The sequence below is a fragment of the Streptomyces sp. NPDC057900 genome (genome assembly GCF_042887885.1).
Lineage (GTDB): Bacteria > Actinomycetota > Actinomycetes > Streptomycetales > Streptomycetaceae > Streptomyces.
This window is the reverse complement of record NZ_JBHVOI010000007.1, coordinates 332751-351815: the sequence shown is the minus strand read 5'-3', so window position 1 is coordinate 351815 and position 19065 is coordinate 332751. Positions and strand designations below refer to the sequence as shown.

The following is a 19065-nucleotide window of genomic DNA, read 5'->3' as shown; positions in this document are numbered from 1 at the left end:
ACCGCCGTGCTGGAGGTCGAGGAGCCGGAGGAGGGTGTCCGCTCCGACGTGTCCGTCGACAACCCGGTTCCGACTCCGCCGTTCTGGGGCACCCGGGTCATCAAGGGCATCCAGCTCAAGGAGTACGCGTCCTGGCTCGACGAAGGCGCCCTCTTCAAGGGTCAGTGGGGCCTCAAGCAGGCCCGCGCCGGTGACGGACCCACGTACGAGGAGCTGGTCGAGACCGAGGGCCGCCCGCATCTGCGCGGCTGGCTCGACAAGCTGCACACCGAGAACCTGCTGGAAGCGGCCGTCGTCTACGGCTACTTCCCGTGCGTGTCCAAGGGCGACGACCTGATCCTGCTGCACGAGGACGGCTCGGAGCGCACCCGCTTCACCTTCCCGCGCCAGCGCCGCGGCCGTCGCCTCTGTCTGGCGGACTTCTTCCGCCCGGAGGAGTCCGGCGAGACGGACGTGATCGGCCTCCAGGTCGTCACCGTCGGATCGCGGATCGGCGGCGAGACCGCCAAGCTCTTCGAGGCCAACGCCTACCGCGACTACCTGGAGCTGCACGGGCTCTCCGTCCAGCTGGCCGAGGCACTCGCGGAGTACTGGCACGCCCGGGTCCGCTCGGAGCTGGGCTTCGCCGGGGAGGACCCGGCCGATGTCGAGGACATGTTCGCGCTGAAGTACCGGGGCGCGCGCTTCTCCCTCGGCTACGGCGCCTGCCCCGACCTGGAGGACCGGGCGAAGATCGCCGACCTGCTCCAGCCCGAGCGGATCGGTGTGCACCTCTCCGAGGAGTTCCAGCTCCACCCGGAGCAGTCCACCGACGCGATCGTCATCCACCACCCGGAGGCGAAGTACTTCAACGCGCGGTAGGGCTCCGTTCAACGCGTGGTAGCCGGACGAGTCGTACACTGGTCGGTCCAGTGCAGGCCGGTCACCGTCCCTCGGGGGAACGGTGGCCGGCCTTCTCGCCCCATGAAAGGTGTGCCGGAATATGACCAGTACGATTCCCGCGTCCTTGAGCCGTACGGCCGAGGGTGCTGCCCTGCAGGCCGTGCTTCTCGACATGGACGGCACCCTGGTCGACACCGAGGGCTTCTGGTGGGACGTCGAGAAGGAGGTCTTCGCCGACCTCGGGCACACGCTGGACGAGGCATGGCGTGAGGTGGTCGTCGGCGGCCCGATGACCCGCAGCGCCGGATACCTGATCGAGTCCACCGGCGCCGACATCACGCTCCCCGAGCTGACCGTGCTGCTCAACGACCGCTTCGAGAAGCGCATCGGCCTCGGGGTGCCCCTGATGCCCGGAGCGGCCCGGCTGCTGGCAGAGCTGGGCAGGAACCGTATCCCCACCGCCCTGGTCTCGGCCTCGCACCGGCGGATCATCGACCGGGTGCTGGACTCCGTGGGCCACCATCACTTCGCGCTGACCGTCGCGGGCGACGAAGTCACCCGGACGAAGCCGCACCCGGAGCCGTATCTCGCCGCCGCGAGCGGCTTCGGGGCCGACCCCCGGCTCTGCGCGGTCATCGAGGACACCGCGACCGGAGTGGCCGCCGCCGAGGCCGCCGGGTGCCGGGTGGTCGCCGTGCCGTCGGTGTCACCGATCGCCCCCGCCCCCGGCCGGGTCGTCGTGAGTTCTCTCGAAGAAGTCGATCTGGCATTCCTCAGGGGCCTGGTCACGGGAGCGCGCTGATTCGTACACCGAGAGTATTTCTGTGAATGAATGGAAAATCTCTCGGCATCGGAAGTGCAGTTCCTGTCGCGCTCACGTGCAAGTAAGTCGGGTGCATGTCAATAGCTGGAACCGCTCGCTCTGCTCCTATTGATTGAATTGAAGTGACCTTCCTCACCCGAATGGCCGACAGCGTGTTCGGGGGATTCGCTGGGCTGTCCGTTTTGGCGTACCCAAGTGTCCTGGTTCATGAATCCCTGTACGAATCATTCCGGCATCCCGGAAACCGTGCTCCTCGCATTCCCGTCACCACCCGATTACGCACCGGGCGGCCCCGGTCCGGCATTGCCGATGGCGCCTACTAATGTCGTTTTCTCCATGACCGCATGAGGGAGAACGTCCAAGATGAACCGCAAGACGCTGGTGCTGCCGGCCGTCGTCGGCCTGCTCGCGCCCGTACTCGCCGCCTGCGGCGCGTCGGACGGTGGGAGCGACGGCGGCGGCGCCATCGTCGTCGGCACCACGGACCGGTTCGTCGGCTCGAAGGACGCCCCCGCCCCGCTCGACCCCGCCATCGGCTACGAGGCGGGCGTCTGGAACGTCCTGCGGCAGACCGTGCAGACGCTGATGCACATCCCGCGCGGCGGCGGCGAGCCGGTGCCGGAGGCCGCCGAGAGCTGCACCTTCACCGACACGGGGAACGAGAGCTACCGCTGCAAGCTGCGCAGCGGCCTCGAATTCGCCGACGGCAGCCCGGTCACCGCGGAGGACGTCAAGTACTCCATCGACCGCGTCATCCGCATCAAGTCCACCAACGGACCCGTCGCGCTCCTCGACAACATCGACACCGTCGAGACCAAGGGCGAGCGCGAGGTCATATTCCACCTCCGGACCTCGGACGCGACCTTCCCCTACAAGCTCGCCACCCCGCCCGCCGGAATAGTCCAGCCCGCCAAATACCCGGCGGGCTCCCCGCGCGACGGATTCCAGGTGGACGGCTCCGGACCGTACACGATGAAGCCGGAAGTGAAGAACGATCAGGTCGTGAAAGTCGTCTTCACGAAGAATCCCCATTACAAGGGGGATCTCAAGGTGCTGAACGACAAGGTGGAACTCGATCTCTTCCCCGACGCCACCGCCATGGGCAAGGCGCTCGACGACAAGAAGATCGACATGATGACCCGCACCATGTCGCCCGAGCAGTCGCAGAAGATGCTGGAGCACCCCCAGGACGGCATCAAGCTCACCGAGATGCCCGGCCTCGCCATCAGCTATCTCGGATTCGACACCGACGACCCCGCCGTGAAGAACAAGGCGGTCCGCCAGGCCATGGCCCAGGTCATCGACCGGGGCCAGATCGCGAGCGAGGTGTACGGCACCACGGCCGAACCGCTGTACTCGCTGATCCCGTCCAGCATCGCCGGACACACCAACTCGTTCTTCAACAAGTACGGCGAGCCCAGCAAGGCCAAGGCCGCCGCGATCCTGCGTGATGCCGGGATCCACACTCCGGTGAAGTTCACCCTGCACTACACGACCGACCACTACGGCGACGCCACCGCGGCCGAGTTCAGGACCCTGCGCAAGCAGCTGAACGACACCGGCCTGTTCGACGTGACCGTCGCGGGCACCCCCTGGGAGAAGTACCGCCCGGCCGAACTGCGCGGCGAGTACGCCGCCTACGGCATGGGCTGGTTCCCCGACTTCCCGGACCCGGACAACTACACGGCGCCGTTCCTCGACAGGAACAACTTCCTCAACTCGCCCTACAAGTCGGCCCTCGCCCAGAAGACGCTCATCCCGCAGTCCCGCCGCGAGGCCGACCGCAGCGTCGCCGCCAAGACCTTCAAGCAGCTCCAGGACATCGTCGCGGAGGACGTCCCGGTCCTTCCCGTCTGGCAGGGCAAGCAGTACGTCGCCTCCCTCGACGGCCTCAGCGGCGTGGAGTGGGCGGTCAACTCCTCCGCCGACCTCCAGCTCTGGGAACTGAGCCGCGGCACCGACTGAGCCCCGGACCGTGTCCCGGCCCTCACCCCCGGTGGCCGCCCGGCGGGGTCACTGGGCGCCGGGGCGCACCAGCCCGCTCTCGTAGGCGTACACCGCCGCCTGCACCCGGTCACGCAGTCCGAGCTTCGTCAGCACATGGCCCACATGCGTCTTGACCGTCGTCTCACTGACGAAGAGGTCGGCGGCGATCTCGGCGTTCGACAGGCCGCGCGCCACCAGCTTCAGGACCTCCACCTCGCGGTCCGTCAACGTGTTGAGCGTGTCCGGAACCGGCTCCTCGCCGGACGGCAGATGGTCCGCGTACTTGTCCAGCAGCCGGCGCGTGATACTCGGGGCGAGCATCGCCTCGCCGCCCGCGACCACCCGGATCGCCTGCACCAGCTCATTGGCCGGGGCGTCCTTCAGCAGGAACCCACTGGCACCCGCGCGCAGCGCCTCCACCACGTACTCGTCGAGGTCGAACGTGGTGAGCACCAGCACCTTCGCCGGACCGTCCTTGCCGGGACCGCTGATCTGGCGCGTCGCCTCCACGCCGTCCATCCTCGGCATCCGGATGTCCATCAGCACCACATCGGGCTGCAGCGCCCGCACCTGGTCGAGAGCCTGGAGACCGTCACCGGCCTCACCCACCACCGCGAGATCACCCTCCGCCTCCAGAATCATCCGGAAGCCGGTGCGCAGCAGAGGCTGGTCATCGACCAGTAGGACGCGGATCGCCACGGAGTCTCCTTAAGGTCCTTCGAGGGCCACAGGCCGGCCGGCCTCAGCATGGACCGGGTCCATTCTGCCCTGGACATCCTGCTCCGGATCCGCCGGGCGTACCGACAGCGGATAGACCGGGGGAGTACCACCGAATTCGGGACAGAGCGCCTGATGGTCGCACCAGCCGCACAGCTTCGTCGGCCTCGGCCGCCACTCACCGGTCTCCGTGGCCAGCGAGATCGCCTCCCAGAGGGCCAGCAGCTTGCGCTCCACCCGCTCCAGATCCGCCACCACCGGGTCGTACGTCAGCACGTCCCCACTGCCGAGGTACACCAGCTGCAGGCGGCGCGGCACCACACCCTTCAGCCGCCAGATGACCAGCGCGTAGAACTTCATCTGGAAGAGCGCGCCCTCCGCGTACTCCGGACGCGGCGCCTTCCCCGTCTTGTAGTCGACGATCCGGACATCGCCGGCCGGTGTCACGTCGATCCGGTCGATCACCCCGCGCAGCCGCAGCCCCGACTCCAGCTCCGTCTCGACGAACAGCTCCCGCTCGGCCGGCTCCAGCCGCGTCGGATCCTCCAGCGAGAACCAGCGCTCCACGAGCCGCTCCGCCTCCGACAGCCACCGCGACAGCCGCTCACCCCGCGGATCCTCCGCGAACAGCTCCGACAGCTCCGGCTTCGACTCCAGCAGCCGGTCCCACTGCCCCGGGATCAGCGCCGTGGCCCGGCCGGCCGTCCGCTCCGTCGCCGGATTGTCGAACAGCCGCTCCAGCACCGCATGGACCAGCGTCCCCCGGGTAGCCGCCTCACTGGGCTTCTGCGGCAGCTTGTCGATGACCCGGAAGCGGTACAGCAGGGGACACTGCATGAAGTCGCTCGCCCGCGACGGCGAAAGGGACGAGGGCGGCTGCGGCGGCCGCGGCACTGAGGTCATGACGAAGACCCTACGACCCGCCACTGACAACAACCGGCATACCATCGACCACAGACCCCCGAACACTGCATGATCGTGCCGGACGGCACCGACCGAAGGGACCCCGTGGACGAGAGCGGCAACAGCGGGCGGCCGCAGCCCGGCGCAGGGGGACCGGACCCCGCCGCCGGCCCCGGCAAGGGCAAACCACCGCGCCGCGAAGAGCCCGGAGGCGGCATCCTGATGGGCCGCCCCTTCGGAGTACCCGTCTACGTCGCACCGAGCTGGTTCCTCGTCGCGGCCCTGATCACCTGGGTCTTCGGCGGCCAGCTCGACCGGGTCCTGCCCGGCCTGGGCGCGGCGCGCTACCTCGTCGCACTCTTCTTCGCCATCGCCTTCTACGCCTCCGTACTCGTCCACGAACTCGCGCACACCGTGGTCGCGCTGCGTTACAAACTGCCGGTGCGCCGCATCCAGCTCCAGTTCTTCGGCGGCGTCTCCGAGATCGAGAAGGAGTCCGAGACCCCGGGGCGCGAGTTCGTCCTCGCCTTCGTCGGCCCGCTGCTCTCCCTCGTCCTGGGCGGCCTCTTCTACATCCCGCTGAACTACGTCGAGCGCGGCACCGTCCCCGGAGTGCTCCTGGGCGGACTGATGATCTCCAACCTCATCGTCGCCGCCTTCAACCTGCTGCCCGGCCTCCCGCTCGACGGCGGCCGGATGCTCCGCGCCGTCGTCTGGAAGATCACCGGCCGCCCGATGAGCGGCACCGTCGCCGCCGCCTGGGTCGGCCGCGCCCTCGCCGTCGTCACCCTCGTCGGCATCCCCCTCCTCACCCGCACCGGGTCCTTCGGGAACGACACCGACAGCCTCAGCGGCATGGACACCGTCATCGACGCCCTGCTCGCCGCGGTCCTCGCCGCCATCATCTGGACCGGAGCGGGCAACAGCCTGCGCATGGCCCGGCTCCGCGAGCACCTGCCCGAACTGCGGGCCCGCGCCCTCACCAGGCGCGCGGTACCGGTCGAGGCCGCCACCCCGCTCTCCGAGGCACTGCGCCGCGCCAACGAGGCGGGCGCCCGCGCCCTCGTCGTCGTCGACGGAAGCGGCGAACCCAAGGCCGTCGTCCGGGAGGCCGCCATCGTCGCCGTCCCCGAGCACCGCCGCCCCTGGGTCGCCGTCAGCGGCCTCGCCCAGGACCTCACCGACGGCATGAAGGTCTCCGCCGAACTCGCCGGCGAAGCCCTCCTGGACCGGCTCAAGGCCAGCCCCGCCACCGAATACCTCGTCGTCGAGGACACCGGCGAGATCTACGGCGTACTCTCCACGGCCGACGTGGAACGGGCGTTCGTCGCCGCCATGGCCCGCCCCGCCGCCTGACCCGGCGCCGGTACCCGGACACGCGGTCGGAGCCCACGGAAACACCGGTACGCTGGTCACATGTCTGAACCGACCGGTGCCGCCCGCCGACGTGGGCCCTTCAAGGTCGGGGACCAGGTCCAGCTCACCGATCCCAAGGGACGCCACTACACCTTCACGCTCGAAGCCGGAAAGAACTTCCACACCCACAAGGGTTCTTTCTCGCACGACGAGCTGATCGGTGCTCCCGAAGGCAGTGTTGTCCGCACCACGGGGAACGTCGTCTACCTCGCGCTGCGCCCCCTGCTCCCCGACTACGTCCTGTCCATGCCCCGCGGCGCCGCCGTGGTCTACCCCAAGGACGCGGGGCAGATCCTGGCCTTCGGCGACATCTTCCCCGGCGCCCGCGTCGTGGAGGCCGGGGTCGGATCCGGCGCCCTCTCCACCTTCCTGCTCCGCGCCATCGGCGAGCAGGGCATGCTGCACTCCTACGAGCGCCGCGAGGACTTCGCCGAGATCGCCCAGCAGAACGTCGAGCGCTACTTCGGCAGCCCGCACCCCGCCTGGCAGCTCACCGTCGGAGACCTCCAGGACAACCTCACGGAGACCGACGTCGACCGCGTCGTCCTGGACATGCTCGCGCCCTGGGAGTGCCTGGACGCCGTCTCCAAGGCGCTCGTCCCGGGCGGCATCCTCTGCGCGTACGTGGCGACCACCACACAGCTCTCCCGCACGGTCGAGTCCATCCGTGAGATCGGCTGCTTCGCGGAACCGCAGCCCTGGGAATCGATGATCCGCAACTGGCACGTCGAGGGCCTCGCCGTCCGCCCGGACCACCGGATGATCGGCCACACCGGCTTCCTCGTCACCGCCCGCCGGCTGGCCGACGGGGTCCAGGCCCCGCCGCGCCGCCGCCGCCCCTCCAAGGGCGCCTACGGCGACGACTACAGCGGACCCGGCAGCCAGAGCGGCACCGCCGCCGACTGACCCGGCAACGCGTTCGCGCCGCCGCCGAGTTCCCGCACAGACCGGGGAACTCGGCGGCGGCGCCTTTTCGTTGTGCCCGGTACCGGCGCACCGGAGGCGGGCAATCCCCAGGGACCCCACCGTTCCGCTGATGTGTGAGGTGTGGCACGATGCTGGCCACTCGCCACCCGGCCGCCGACGGCACCGCCGCTCAGGCATTCCGCACCACAGGAACCACAGGAGACATCCCGCGTGCAGACCTCCGCGCTCCCGGACCTCGCGCACACCGACTCCACGACGCTGCACTGGCTCGCCACCGCGGCTGCCATGGCGGCCGTCGTCGCGGCAGCCGGCCTGCTCCAGCCCGACACGACCGCCTCGGCCTCCACCACGCCCCACCGCACCGCGGTGCAGCACGGCACGGCCCCCGTGGCCCCGCCCGACCCCGCCCGCGCGGCGTTTCCCCTGAAGTGCGGCGACGGCGGCAACACGGTCGCCAAGGAGGCCCCCGGAGACCTCGACGGCGACGGCCGCCCGGAGACCGTCGCGGTGGTCCACTGCACGGCCGGACTGGGCACGCCGCCCAGCGGCGTCTACGTCCTCACACAGGAAAGCGGGGCCGCACCCAGGATCGTCGCGACCCTGGTCGACCCCGCCCAGAAGATGAGCGTCGGTGACTTCACCGTGCGTGAGGGCGTCGTCTCTGCGACGCTCCTCGGCTACTCCTCGGCCGCTGTCCCGTCCTGCTGCCCCGACGAGCAGGAGAAGGTCACCTGGCAGTGGCAGAACGGCGCCTTCGTACGCAACAGCCTGTCCGACGACTCCGACGGCTCGGTCGGCGGCAACGCCTGACGCCCACCCCGGGCAGCCACCGGCCGCCCCGGCCGACGGCTCAGGCAGCCTCGGGACCGAAGACCTCGACCCTGTCCGAAACACGTCGTACATGAATACAGTCGCCCGGACACTCCTTGGCCGAATCGACCACGTCCTGGAGAAGCGGCAACGGCACCGGGGTGGTGGCGCCCTTGTCCTGCAGCAGCTCGTCCCCGTCGCTCTTCACATAGGCGAGTCCGTCGATGTCCAGCTCGAAGACCTCGGGCGCGTACTGCACACAGATGCCGTCCCCCGTGCAGAGGTCCTGATCGATCCAGACCTCCAGGTCCTGCGTGTCGCCACCGGTGGGAGCGTCCTGCTGCGCGGTCATTTCGCCTGCCGTTTCCTGCGTATCCGAACCAAAAAAAGCCAGCCCTGACGGGTGTTGAACACTTCGACGATACAACCGGCCGCTTTCCGATGTTGAAGGGTGGGTATTCCCCTGACACGAGGGAGAGCGCAAGGGTGAAGATCGGACACGCCTCACAGTCTTTGTGATCTAGGGGTTTCAATCATCACCCACCCAGGTAGGGTCAGGAAGCGTCCAGCTCCCCTTGGAGGAGGTGAGGACCGTGGCAGCCCACGACGACGACACCAACCGCGGCATCCGGCCCGGACGGGGGTCCGATGACCCAGCCGGCCAGGTCGCCTATCTTGAGCAGGAAATCGCCGTCCTGCGACGTAAGCTCGCCGACTCTCCGCGGCATACGAGGATTCTCGAAGAGCGGATCGTCGAGTTCCAGACCAACCTCGCAGGCGTGTCCGCCCAGAACGAGCGGCTCGCCAGCACACTCCGCGAGGCCCGCGACCAGATCGTGGCCCTCAAGGAAGAGGTCGACCGGCTGGCACAGCCACCGGCCGGCTTCGGTGTGTTCCTGCAGGCCAACGAGGACGGCACCTGCGACATCTTCACCGGGGGCCGCAAGCTCCGGGTGAACGTCAGTCCCAGCGTTGAGCTCGAAGACCTCCGGCGCGGCCAGGAAGTCATGCTCAACGAAGCGCTCAACGTGGTCGACGCCATGGAATTCGAGCGGGCCGGGGACATCGTCACCCTCAAGGAGATCCTTGAGGACGGCGAACGAGCCCTGGTGGTCGGGCACACCGACGAGGAACGGGTGGTGCGGCTCGCCGAGCCGTTGCTGGACATCACCATCCGCCCCGGCGACGCCCTGCTGCTCGAACCCAGGTCCGGCTACGTCTATGAAGTCGTTCCCAAGAGCGAGGTCGAAGAACTCGTCCTCGAAGAAGTCCCGGACATCGACTACGACAAGATCGGCGGCCTGGGTGACCAGATCGAGCTGATCCGCGACGCGGTGGAGCTCCCCTATCTGCACCCGGACCTCTTCAAGGAGCACGAACTGCGGCCGCCGAAGGGCATCCTGCTCTACGGCCCGCCCGGCTGCGGCAAGACGCTCATCGCCAAGGCCGTCGCCAACTCCCTGGCGAAGAAGGTCGCCGAAGTCACCGGCCAGCCCGCCGGCAAGAGCTACTTCCTCAACATCAAGGGTCCCGAACTCCTCAACAAGTACGTCGGTGAGACCGAGCGCCACATCCGCCTGGTCTTCCAGCGTGCCCGCGAGAAGGCGAGTGAGGGTACCCCCGTCATCGTCTTCTTCGACGAGATGGAGTCGCTCTTCCGCACCCGGGGATCCGGCGTCAGCTCGGACGTGGAGAACACCATCGTCCCCCAGCTGCTCGCCGAGATCGACGGCGTCGAGGGCCTGGAGAACGTCATCGTGATCGGCGCCTCCAACCGCGAGGACATGATCGACCCCGCGATCCTGCGCCCCGGCCGCCTCGATGTGAAGATCAAGATCGAGCGTCCGGACGCGGAGGCCGCGAAGGACATCTTCGCGAAGTACCTCACGCCTTCGCTGCCCCTGCACGCCGACGACCTCGCGGAGCACACCGGCTCCAAGGAAGCCGCCGCGCACGCCATGATCCAGTCGGTCGTCGAACGGATGTACACCGAGTCCGAGGAGAACCGCTTCCTTGAGGTGACATACGCCAACGGCGACAAGGAGGTCCTGTACTTCAAGGACTTCAACTCCGGCGCGATGATCCAGAACATCGTCGACCGGGCCAAGAAGATGGCTATCAAGGCCTTCCTCGACCAGGGCCAGAAGGGCCTTCGCGTCTCCCATCTCCTCCAGGCGTGTGTGGACGAGTTCAAGGAGAACGAGGACCTTCCGAACACCACCAACCCGGACGACTGGGCCAGGATCTCCGGCAAGAAGGGTGAGCGGATCGTCTTCATCCGCACACTCGTCACCGGAAAGCAGGGCGCGGACACCGGGCGGTCCATCGACACGGTGGCAAACACCGGGCAGTACCTGTAGAACGCAGACCGGCTGCGGATGCCCGGCCGGGCATCCGCAGCCGGTTGCTTTCCGGACAGCTGCGCCGACACCGCAGCAATGACGTAATTGATCTCCCCACCAGCACAGAGGCGCTCTAGGCTCATGGATACCGCCCGGTCGCGCAGTGCGGGTACGGGCAAAACCGCGCACGCACCGGACAAGCAGCGGTACTTGAGCGCCGTTCCCGGAAGGGAGCGCCGCCGGGCAAGGAGGGCCGCATGACCGTACGGCGAGTAATGGGCATCGAGACCGAGTACGGGATCTCCGTGCCCGGCCATCCCAACGCCAATGCCATGCTCACCTCGTCCCAGATCGTCAACGCCTACGCGGCGGCGATGCACCGGGCGCGCCGCGCCCGCTGGGACTTCGAGGAGGAGAACCCGCTGCGAGACGCGCGAGGCTTCGACCTCGCCCGCGAGACCGCCGACTCCAGTCAGCTCACGGACGAGGACATCGGCCTGGCCAATGTCATCCTCACCAACGGGGCACGGCTCTACGTCGACCACGCACACCCCGAGTACAGCTCCCCGGAGATCACCAACCCCAGGGACGCCGTCCTCTGGGACAAGGCCGGCGAGCGCATCATGGCCGAGGCCGCCGAACGCGCGGCCCAGCTGCCCGGCGCCCTGCCGATCCACCTGTACAAGAACAACACCGACAACAAGGGCGCCTCGTACGGCACGCACGAGAACTACCTGATGAAGCGGGAGACCCCGTTCTCGGACATCGTGCGCCACCTGACCCCGTTCTTCGTCTCGCGCCAGGTCGTCACCGGAGCGGGACGGGTCGGAATCGGCCAGGACGGCCACGAGCACGGCTTCCAGATCAGCCAGCGCGCCGACTACTTCGAGGTCGAGGTCGGCCTGGAGACCACGCTCAAGCGGCCGATCATCAACACCCGCGACGAACCCCACTCGGACGCCGAGAAGTACCGCCGGCTGCATGTGATCATCGGCGACGCGAACCTCTCGGAGATCTCCACCTACCTCAAGCTGGGCACCACCTCGCTGGTCCTCTCCATGATCGAGGACGGTTTCATCAACGTCGACCTGGCCGTCGACCAGCCGGTGCGGACGCTGCACCAGGTGTCCCACGACCCGGATCTCCAGCAGCTGGTCACTCTGCGCAGCGGCCGGACACTCACCGCTGTACAGCTCCAGATGGAGTACTTCGAGCTCGGCCGCAAATACGTCGAGGAGCGGTACGGGGCGGACGCCGACGAGCAGACCAGGGACATCCTGGTCCGCTGGGAGGACACGCTCAACCGGCTGGAGAACGATCCGATGAGCCTGTCGCGCGATCTGGACTGGATCGCCAAGCGGGAGCTCATGGAGGGCTACCGCCGCCGCGACAGCCTCGACTGGGACGCGCCCCGCCTGCACCTGGTGGACCTCCAGTACGCCGACGTACGGCCCGACAAGGGTCTGTACAACCGTCTGGCGGCCCGGGGCAGGATGAACCGCCTGCTGGACGAGAACGAGGTCGAGCAGGCCCGTACAGCACCTCCGGAGGACACCAGGGCGTATTTCCGCGGCCGCTGCCTGGAGCAGTACGCGGACGACGTCGCGGCGGCCTCCTGGGATTCGGTCATCTTCGATCTTCCGGGCCACGACTCCCTGCAGCGGGTGCCCACCATGGAACCGCTCCGGGGCACCCGTGAGCACGTGAAGGACCTCCTGGACCGCTGTCGTACCGCGGAAGAGCTGGTCCGGGTGCTCGCGGGCGGCTGAAAGGGCCGTCGGCTGGGAATCATTCCGATGACCTCCGGACGTTGAGACAAGTACCGGGCCAATGTCGGACCCCGTAGGTAGGGTCTGATCAAGTGCTTCGAACCGAGCGGGGTGAGCTATATGGCGACCAAGGACACCGGCGGCGGACAGCAGAAGGCGACGCGCTCCACCGAGGGGACAGAGGAGCAGGCGCAGGACGCGCAGGCCTCCGAGGACCTTCAGGAGCGACAGGACAAGCTGAGCGACGACGTCGACGACGTTCTGGACGAGATCGACGACGTCCTCGAAGCCAATGCCGAGGATTTCGTGCGGTCGTTCGTGCAAAAGGGCGGCGAGTAGGACGCGATGTCCGGTGTGAGCCGCCCGAAGGGCCGCTCACGCTGACGGCGTTCCCGTCACGGGGTGCCTCTGCCCACAGCAGGGCATCCCGTGGTGGGCCGCGGGCGTACCGCGGGGCTGGGCATCACCGGGCGACAGATGTCCGCGCGATCTCCCCAGCTGTTCCCGCCGTACATGTGGATCACTGCCACCAGACGGGTAGGGTCCGAGGCGTACTGTGCTTCAACCGCAATTCGGCCATCGGCAAGTTGGGGGATGATCCTGACACCTTGCGCAGGGCCATCGCTTACCTGGAGGGAAACGCGTGGAAGCCAACACTCGTAGCACCGGGCGTCTACCAGCTGCCTTCCTGACGCCGGGATCGTCCTCCTTCATGGACTTCCTGACCGACCAGTCGCCCGCGATGCTGCCGGGCAACCGGCAGCTGCCGCCCATGAAGGGGGCCATCGAGGCCCCGCACGGGACGACGATCGTGGCGGCCTCGTTCCCCGGCGGCGTGGTGCTGGCCGGTGACCGGCGGGCGACCATGGGCAGCATGATCGCGCAGCGCGACATCCAGAAGGTGTTCCCGGCCGACGAGTACTCGGCGGTGGGTATCGCCGGTACGGCCGGGCTGGCCGTGGAGATGGTCAAGCTCTTCCAGCTGGAGCTGGAGCACTTCGAGAAGGTCGAGGGTGCCCAGCTCTCCCTGGAGGGCAAGGCGAACCGGCTCTCCACGATGATCCGGAGCAATCTGGCGATGGCCATGCAGGGGCTCGCCGTGGTGCCGCTCTTCGCCGGCTACGACGTCGACCGCGAGCGGGGCCGGATCTTCTCGTACGACGTCACCGGAGGCCGCTCCGAGGAGCAGGGTTACGCCTCCACGGGATCCGGGTCGATCTTCGCCCGTACCTCCATGAAGAAGCTCTACCGCGAGGACCTGACGCAGGAGCAGACGCTCACTCTGGTCGTTCAGGCGCTGTACGACGCGGCGGACGACGACTCGGCGACCGGTGGGCCCGATGTCGCCCGGCGTATCTATCCGATCATCACCGTCATCACCGACGAGGGTTTCCGGAAGCTGACCGAGACGGAATCCGCCGACATCGCCCGCTCGGTTCTGGAACGAAGGCTGGAACAGCCCGACGGCCCGCGCGCCGAGCTGCTCTGACCCCCGTTCCCAGGCTTCTTCGATGCTCTTGTCACTGACAGAAAGGGACGGATAGCCGGTGTCGACGCCGTTCTATGTCTCACCTCAGCAGGCCATGGCCGACCGGGCGGAATACGCCCGGAAGGGCATCGCCCGTGGTCGCAGCCTGGTTGTGCTGCAGTACACCGACGGCATTGTGTTCGTCGGCGAGAACCCGTCCCGTGCGCTGCACAAGTTCAGCGAGATCTATGACCGGATCGGTTTCGCCGCCGCCGGTAAGTACAACGAGTACGAGAATCTCCGCATCGGCGGAGTGCGCTACGCGGATCTGCGCGGATACACCTATGACCGTGACGATGTGACGGCCCGTGGACTGGCGAATGTCTACGCGCAGACGCTCGGCACCATCTTCTCCAGTGCGGCCGAGAAGCCGTACGAGGTGGAGCTGGTCGTCGCCGAGGTGGGCGCGGCGGCGGACGGTGACCAGATCTACCGGCTGCCGCACGACGGCTCGATCGTGGACGAGCACGGCTCGGTCGCCGTCGGTGGCAACGCGGAGCAGATCAGTACCTTCCTGGACCAGCGGCACCGTGACGGGATGTCACTGGCCGAGGCGCTGAAGCTGGCGGTGCAGGCGCTCTCCCGTGATCCCAACGGCAGTGAGCGGGAGATCCCCGCCGACCGGCTGGAGGTCGCGGTCCTGGACCGCACGAGGCCGCAGCAGCGCAAGTTCAAGCGGATCGTCGGCCGGCAGCTGGCGCGGCTGCTGGAGGCCGACGGCGCCGGCTCGACGCCGACGGACGCCCCCTCGGACACGGAGGACGGCGACGACGCCACCACGGCGACGGCCACCGGTAAGCCGGGCGGCAAGTCGACCGGCAAGAAGGCCGTGACCGACTCCGGTGACTCCACCGACTCCGGTGGGGACGTCGAGTAGTCCGTTCCGCCATAAGGCTCTGCCCCGGTCCGCCTCCCCGGCGGGCCGGGGCTCTGTCATGCCGGCCGGCCGGCGGGTGGGGGAGCGGACGAGCCGCGGACGACCAGATGGACCGGCAGGCTGCCGGTCTCGGCCGTGCGGCCGTCCAGAACGGCCAGCAGGGCGCTCATGCCGCGCTCACCGACCTGTTCCGCGGGCAGCCGCACGGTGGTGAGTTCGGGCTCCACGGCCGTGGCCAGGGCCAGATCGTCGAAGCCGGTCACGGAGATGTCGTCGGGTACGCGCAGTCCGAGCCGGCGTGCCGCCTTGCACGCGCCCGCGGCCAGGATGTCGTCGTCGCAGACCATGGCGGTGGGCCGGGGGCCGGGGAGGGCCAGCGCGCGTTCCGCGGCCGCGTGGCCGGCCCGTACGTCCAGCGCCGCCGGCACGGTGCGTACGTCGGTGCCGGGCACGCCGCGCAGGGCGTCCCGGACGGCTTCGGCGCGGACCGCGAACGTCCAGGTGTCGACGGCCGAGGCGAGGTGGACGAAGCGGCGGTGGCCGAGGCCGAGCAGATGCTCCGTCACCTGGCGCATCCCGTCGGCGACATCGAGGTTGACCCGGGCCGCCGGACCCGGGGCAGAGGGGTCGCTGTCGAGCATGACCAGCGGCAGGTCGGCCCCGTGCAGGGCGCCCAGCGCGTCGGCGGCCATCGAGGAGGCGATCACCCCGTCGAGCGCGGCGCGGGCCGAGGCGAAGGGGTCCCGGGCCGGACCGGTGCCGTCGGGCGAGGGGTACAGGACGACGCCGAAGCCGTGTTCCGCGGCGACGGCGGCTGCCCCGGTGTACACCCGGGCGAAGAACTCGTTGGTGAGGGCCGGCACGACGAGCAGGGCGGTCCTGGTGCTGCCCAGGCGCAGACTCCGGGCGGCGAGATTCGGCCGGTACCCGAGCTCGTGGGCGGCCTCCCGCACCCGCTCTGCGGTGGCGGAGGAGACCCGGCCGCGCCATTTGCCGCCGAGGACCAGGGAGACGGTGGCCTGCGAGACGCCGACGGCCCGTGCCACGTCACGGCTGGTGGGCCGGGAGGGGGCGGGCTGTGCTGGGCTGGTCACTCGGGCCTCCGGGCCGGTCGGTGCAGGCGCCGTGAGGTGGACCCGCGCACTGGTCACATGGTACGTATGAACCCGGAAGTTATACGTAAAACCTAGGGTGGCCGTAAGGCGTCCCGGGGAGAGGGGCGGGACATGGCCGCGGGATATCTGGACATCCTCCGGGCGCGGCATGCCGCCCGGCTGCTGACCGGCACCCTCGTGGGGCGGCTGCCGAACGGCACCGCCCCCATCGCCATCGTCCTGTTCACCCGTGCGGAGGGCGGCGGCTACGGCCTCGCGGGCGCGCTCGCCGCCGTGTACGGGCTGGGCACCGCCGTCGGGCAGCCGCTGCTGGGCCGCGCCGTGGACCTGTACGGCCAGCCGCGCGTCCAACTGCCCGCCGCTGTCCTGTCCGCGATCGGAATGACCCTGCTCGCCGTGGTGGGCCTCGGCCCGCTGCCGCTCGCCTACGGGGCCGTGGCCCTCGCGGGCGTGGCCACACCTCCGCTGGAGGGCGGCCTGCGCGCCCTGTGGCCGAGCGTCCTCGGCAGTGAGGACCGGGTGCACCGGGCGTACGCCATGGACGCGGTCGCGCAGGAGGTCATGTTCACGGTGGGGCCGCTGCTGGTGACCCTGCTGGTCTCCCTCTGGTCGCCCGCCGCCGCACTCCTCGTGATCAACGCGATAGGGGTCCTGGGGGCGCTGTCCGTCGTCCTCTCCGAGCCGTCCAGGACCTGGCGCTCCGCGCCGCGCGAGGCGCACTGGCTGGGGGCGCTCCGTTCGCCGGGGCTGCTGGCCCTGCTCGGCTCGTTCTTCTTCGTCGGGCTGGCGTTGGGCTCCATCACGGTGGCGGGCGTGGCCTACGCCGACGACCAGGGCCAGGAGTCCGTCTACGGCTGGCTGATGGCCGCCCTGGGGCTCGGCGCCCTGATCGGCGGCGCGCTGTACGGGGCCCGGCAGTGGTCGGGGCCGCCCGAGCGCCGGCTGCGGGTGATCGTGGCGCTCCTCGCGCTGGGCTACCTGCCGCTGACGCTGACGCCTGGCGTGGTGGCGATGACCGTGCTGGCCGGGGTCGCGGGAGTGTTCCTGGCGCCCGCGATCGCCTGCTCGTTCATCGTCGTCGACCGGCACGCTCCGAGGGGCACGGTGACGGAGGCCTTTTCGTGGCTGGTGACGACGTTCGGGGTGGGCGCGGCGGCCGGGACGGCCGTGGCGGGACCGGCCGTGGAGCTGGGCGGGACGGCGTGGAGCTTCGCGGTGGCGGGGGCCGGTGGAGTGGCGGCGCTGCTGGTTCTGCTGGCCACCGGAAGGGTCCTCGCAGCTCCCGGGCGTAGTGCTGTCGCGGTGCGAGGATCGGAAAATGATCGAAACGGTGCCGTCGAACCCGGTTTCAGCTCGGGCCATCAGGCGTAATGTTCAGTCATGGACCGCCGCATTTTCGGGCTGGAGAACGAGTACGGCGTCACGTGCACGTTCAGGGGACAGCGCCGACTGTCTCCTGATGAAGTGGCGCGCTACCTCTTCCGCCGTGTTGTGTCATGGGGCCGCAGCAGCAATGTCTTTCTGCGGAACGGCGCCCGCCTCTACCTCGACGTGGGATCGCATCCGGAATATGCAACCCCCGAATGCGACAACCTGACCGAGCTGGTCACTCACGACAAGGCCGGCGAGCGCATTCTCGAAGGCCTGCTTGTCGACGCCGAACGCCGTCTGCACGAGGAGGGAATCGCGGGCGACGTCTATCTCTTCAAGAACAACACCGATTCGGCCGGAAACTCCTACGGATGCCATGAGAACTACCTCGTGGCCCGGCACGGGGAATTCTCCCGGCTCGCGGACATCCTCATTCCCTTCCTCGTCACGAGGCAGCTGATCTGCGGCGCCGGCAAGGTACTGCAGACCCCGCGGGGCGCCGTCTACTGCGTCAGCCAGCGTGCCGAGCACATCTGGGAGGGCGTCAGTTCCGCGACGACACGCTCCCGTCCGATCATCAACACCAGGGACGAACCGCACGCGGACGCGGAGCGGTACCGCCGCCTCCACGTCATCGTCGGTGACTCCAACATGTCCGAGACGACCATGCTGCTCAAGGTCGGCGCCACCGACCTGGTGCTCCGCATGATCGAGGCGGGCACGGTGATGCGGGATCTGACGCTGGAGAACCCCATCCGGGCGATCCGGGAGGTCAGCCACGACATCACGGGACAGCGCAAGGTGCGCCTGGCCAGCGGCCGTGAGGCATCCGCCATCGAGGTGCAGCGCGAGTACTACGAGAAGGCCGTGGACTTCGTCGACCGCCGCGGCATCCGTACGGGCAACGTCGAGAAGGTCCTCGAACTGTGGGGCCGCACGCTCGACGCGGTCGAGGCCGAGGACCTCGACCGGATCGACACCGAGATCGACTGGGTCATGAAGTACAAGCTCATCGAGCGGTACCGGGGCAAGCACAACATGACCATGTCGAATCCGCGGGTCGCCCAGATAGACCTCGCCTACCACGACATCCACCGCCGCCGAGGCCTGTACTACCTGCTGGAGCGCAAGGGGCAGGCCGCCCGCATCTGCAACGACCTGAAGATCTTCGAGGGCAAGTCGGTGCCCCCGCAGACCACCAGGGCCCGGCTGCGCGGCGACTTCATCCGGCGGGCCCAGGAGCAGCGCCGGGACTTCACCGTCGACTGGGTCCACCTCAAGCTCAACGACCAGGCGCAGCGCACGGTGTTGTGCAAGGACCCGTTCCGTTCCGTGGACGACCGAGTGGAGAAACTGATCGCGGGTATGTGAGCCGGTGGCACGCACCACGGCCCCCAGGACTTGCCGGTCCTGGGGGCACCTCTCATGGCCTTGATCAACAGCGGCGATCATGCGATCGTGGCGACGTTTCGGGACCGTTTGCCGGGGCATTGCCCATGGAGACATCCATGATCAAGGCTCTTGCCGCAAGGCACCGTTCGGCAGTCCGAAGATGGCCGCCAAGCACAAGGTCGGAATCGATACTCCCAATGGACCCCG

17 protein-coding genes and 1 pseudogene are annotated in these 19065 nt (G+C 68.7%); 14 read left to right on the top strand and 4 right to left on the bottom strand.

Going from position 1 to position 19065, the window contains the following annotated elements:
* The 3 genes from ACFVQ0_RS26225 to ACFVQ0_RS26215 all read left to right on the top strand — a co-directional run.
* Positions 1–861: vitamin B12 dependent-methionine synthase activation domain-containing protein (locus ACFVQ0_RS26225; protein ID WP_390091635.1), on the top strand; the 861-nt coding region annotated here is incomplete at its 5' end.
* A gap of 121 nt (positions 862–982) precedes the next feature.
* Positions 983–1684: an HAD family hydrolase gene (locus tag ACFVQ0_RS26220; RefSeq protein ID WP_390091634.1), complete on the top strand. Its 702-nt coding sequence runs from the start codon at positions 983–985 to the stop codon at positions 1682–1684.
* A 384-nt stretch (positions 1685–2068) separates the two neighbouring features.
* Complete coding sequence (locus ACFVQ0_RS26215; protein WP_390091633.1) at positions 2069–3670, top strand: ABC transporter substrate-binding protein; 1602 nt, start codon at positions 2069–2071, stop codon at positions 3668–3670.
* Between the two features lie 48 nt (positions 3671–3718).
* Here ACFVQ0_RS26215 and ACFVQ0_RS26210 read toward each other — a convergent pair whose 3' ends face one another.
* A complete protein-coding gene (locus ACFVQ0_RS26210; protein WP_311306640.1) occupies positions 3719–4390 on the bottom strand; it encodes a response regulator transcription factor in 672 nt (223 codons plus the stop codon).
* Positions 4391–4399: 9 nt separating this feature from the next.
* Positions 4400–5245, bottom strand: a complete 846-nt coding sequence (locus tag ACFVQ0_RS26205; protein WP_390091653.1) for a RecB family exonuclease — start codon at positions 5243–5245, stop codon at positions 4400–4402.
* Between the two features lie 171 nt (positions 5246–5416).
* Between ACFVQ0_RS26205 and ACFVQ0_RS26200 the strand changes: the two genes are divergently transcribed.
* The 3 genes from ACFVQ0_RS26200 (at position 5417) to ACFVQ0_RS26190 (ending at position 8464) form a co-directional block, all read left to right on the top strand.
* Positions 5417–6667 carry a site-2 protease family protein gene (locus tag ACFVQ0_RS26200; RefSeq protein WP_390091652.1) on the top strand — a complete coding sequence of 417 codons (1251 nt, stop codon included), beginning with the start codon at positions 5417–5419 and terminating at the stop codon, positions 6665–6667.
* A 60-nt stretch (positions 6668–6727) separates the two neighbouring features.
* The gene (locus ACFVQ0_RS26195) at positions 6728–7633 is read left to right on the top strand and encodes a tRNA (adenine-N1)-methyltransferase (RefSeq protein WP_024490918.1); all 906 of its coding nucleotides are present in this window, start codon (positions 6728–6730) and stop codon (positions 7631–7633) included.
* A gap of 231 nt (positions 7634–7864) precedes the next feature.
* Positions 7865–8464 (top strand): hypothetical protein, encoded by a 600-nt coding sequence (locus ACFVQ0_RS26190; protein WP_390091632.1) that lies wholly within the window; start codon positions 7865–7867, stop codon positions 8462–8464.
* A 40-nt stretch (positions 8465–8504) separates the two neighbouring features.
* Here the strand turns inward: ACFVQ0_RS26190 and ACFVQ0_RS26185 are convergent, their stop codons facing one another.
* The gene (locus ACFVQ0_RS26185; protein WP_024490916.1) at positions 8505–8816 is read right to left on the bottom strand and encodes a ferredoxin; all 312 of its coding nucleotides are present in this window, start codon (positions 8814–8816) and stop codon (positions 8505–8507) included.
* A gap of 241 nt (positions 8817–9057) precedes the next feature.
* Here ACFVQ0_RS26185 and arc point away from each other — a divergent pair, with 241 nt between their 5' ends.
* From arc to prcA, 6 genes and pseudogenes are all read left to right on the top strand, one after another.
* Complete coding sequence (arc, locus tag ACFVQ0_RS26180; RefSeq protein WP_390091631.1) at positions 9058–10824, top strand: proteasome ATPase; 1767 nt, start codon at positions 9058–9060, stop codon at positions 10822–10824.
* A 239-nt stretch (positions 10825–11063) separates the two neighbouring features.
* Positions 11064–12575: a depupylase/deamidase Dop gene (gene dop, locus ACFVQ0_RS26175; protein ID WP_390091630.1), complete on the top strand. Its 1512-nt coding sequence runs from the start codon at positions 11064–11066 to the stop codon at positions 12573–12575.
* A gap of 120 nt (positions 12576–12695) precedes the next feature.
* Positions 12696–12914, top strand: a complete 219-nt coding sequence (locus ACFVQ0_RS26170) for a ubiquitin-like protein Pup (RefSeq protein WP_311306644.1) — start codon at positions 12696–12698, stop codon at positions 12912–12914.
* 158 nt (positions 12915–13072) lie between these two features.
* Positions 13073–13267: pseudogene (locus ACFVQ0_RS26165) on the top strand (endonuclease VII domain-containing protein); the annotation flags it as partial.
* A complete protein-coding gene (gene prcB, locus ACFVQ0_RS26160; RefSeq protein ID WP_311306646.1) occupies positions 13219–14064 on the top strand; it encodes a proteasome subunit beta in 846 nt (281 codons plus the stop codon). The pseudogene ACFVQ0_RS26165 and the gene prcB, both read left to right, overlap by 49 nt.
* A 58-nt stretch (positions 14065–14122) precedes the next feature.
* Entirely contained in the window at positions 14123–14980 is an 858-nt protein-coding gene (prcA, locus tag ACFVQ0_RS26155; protein ID WP_390091629.1) for a proteasome subunit alpha, read from the top strand.
* Between the two features lie 56 nt (positions 14981–15036).
* Here prcA and ACFVQ0_RS26150 read toward each other — a convergent pair whose 3' ends face one another.
* Entirely contained in the window at positions 15037–16074 is a 1038-nt protein-coding gene (locus ACFVQ0_RS26150) for a LacI family DNA-binding transcriptional regulator (RefSeq protein ID WP_390091628.1), read from the bottom strand.
* 132 nt (positions 16075–16206) lie between these two features.
* Here ACFVQ0_RS26150 and ACFVQ0_RS26145 point away from each other — a divergent pair, with 132 nt between their 5' ends.
* Both ACFVQ0_RS26145 and pafA read left to right on the top strand, forming a co-directional pair.
* Entirely contained in the window at positions 16207–17466 is a 1260-nt protein-coding gene (locus tag ACFVQ0_RS26145) for an MFS transporter (RefSeq protein ID WP_390091627.1), read from the top strand.
* Positions 17467–17475: 9 nt separating this feature from the next.
* Positions 17476–18837, top strand: coding sequence for a Pup--protein ligase (pafA, locus tag ACFVQ0_RS26140; RefSeq protein WP_390091626.1), 1362 nt, complete (start codon positions 17476–17478; stop codon positions 18835–18837).
* Positions 18838–19065: the final 228 nt, after the last annotated feature.

Excerpts from the sequence above, each read along its gene's own strand:
- ACFVQ0_RS26220 (WP_390091634.1), top strand. The coding sequence starts at position 983 with ATGACCAGTACGATTCCCGCGTCCTTGAGCCGTACGGCCGAGGGTGCT.
- ACFVQ0_RS26215 (WP_390091633.1), top strand. The coding sequence starts at position 2,069 with ATGAACCGCAAGACGCTGGTGCTGCCGGCCGTCGTCGGCCTGCTCGCG.
- ACFVQ0_RS26205 (WP_390091653.1), bottom strand. The coding sequence starts at position 5,245 with ATGCAGTGTCCCCTGCTGTACCGCTTCCGGGTCATCGACAAGCTGCCG.
- ACFVQ0_RS26195 (WP_024490918.1), top strand. The coding sequence starts at position 6,728 with ATGTCTGAACCGACCGGTGCCGCCCGCCGACGTGGGCCCTTCAAGGTC.
- ACFVQ0_RS26185 (WP_024490916.1), bottom strand. The coding sequence starts at position 8,816 with ATGACCGCGCAGCAGGACGCTCCCACCGGTGGCGACACGCAGGACCTG.
- dop (WP_390091630.1), top strand. The coding sequence starts at position 11,064 with ATGACCGTACGGCGAGTAATGGGCATCGAGACCGAGTACGGGATCTCC.
- ACFVQ0_RS26170 (WP_311306644.1), top strand. The coding sequence starts at position 12,696 with ATGGCGACCAAGGACACCGGCGGCGGACAGCAGAAGGCGACGCGCTCC.
- ACFVQ0_RS26145 (WP_390091627.1), top strand. The coding sequence starts at position 16,207 with ATGGCCGCGGGATATCTGGACATCCTCCGGGCGCGGCATGCCGCCCGG.
- pafA (WP_390091626.1), top strand. The coding sequence starts at position 17,476 with ATGGACCGCCGCATTTTCGGGCTGGAGAACGAGTACGGCGTCACGTGC.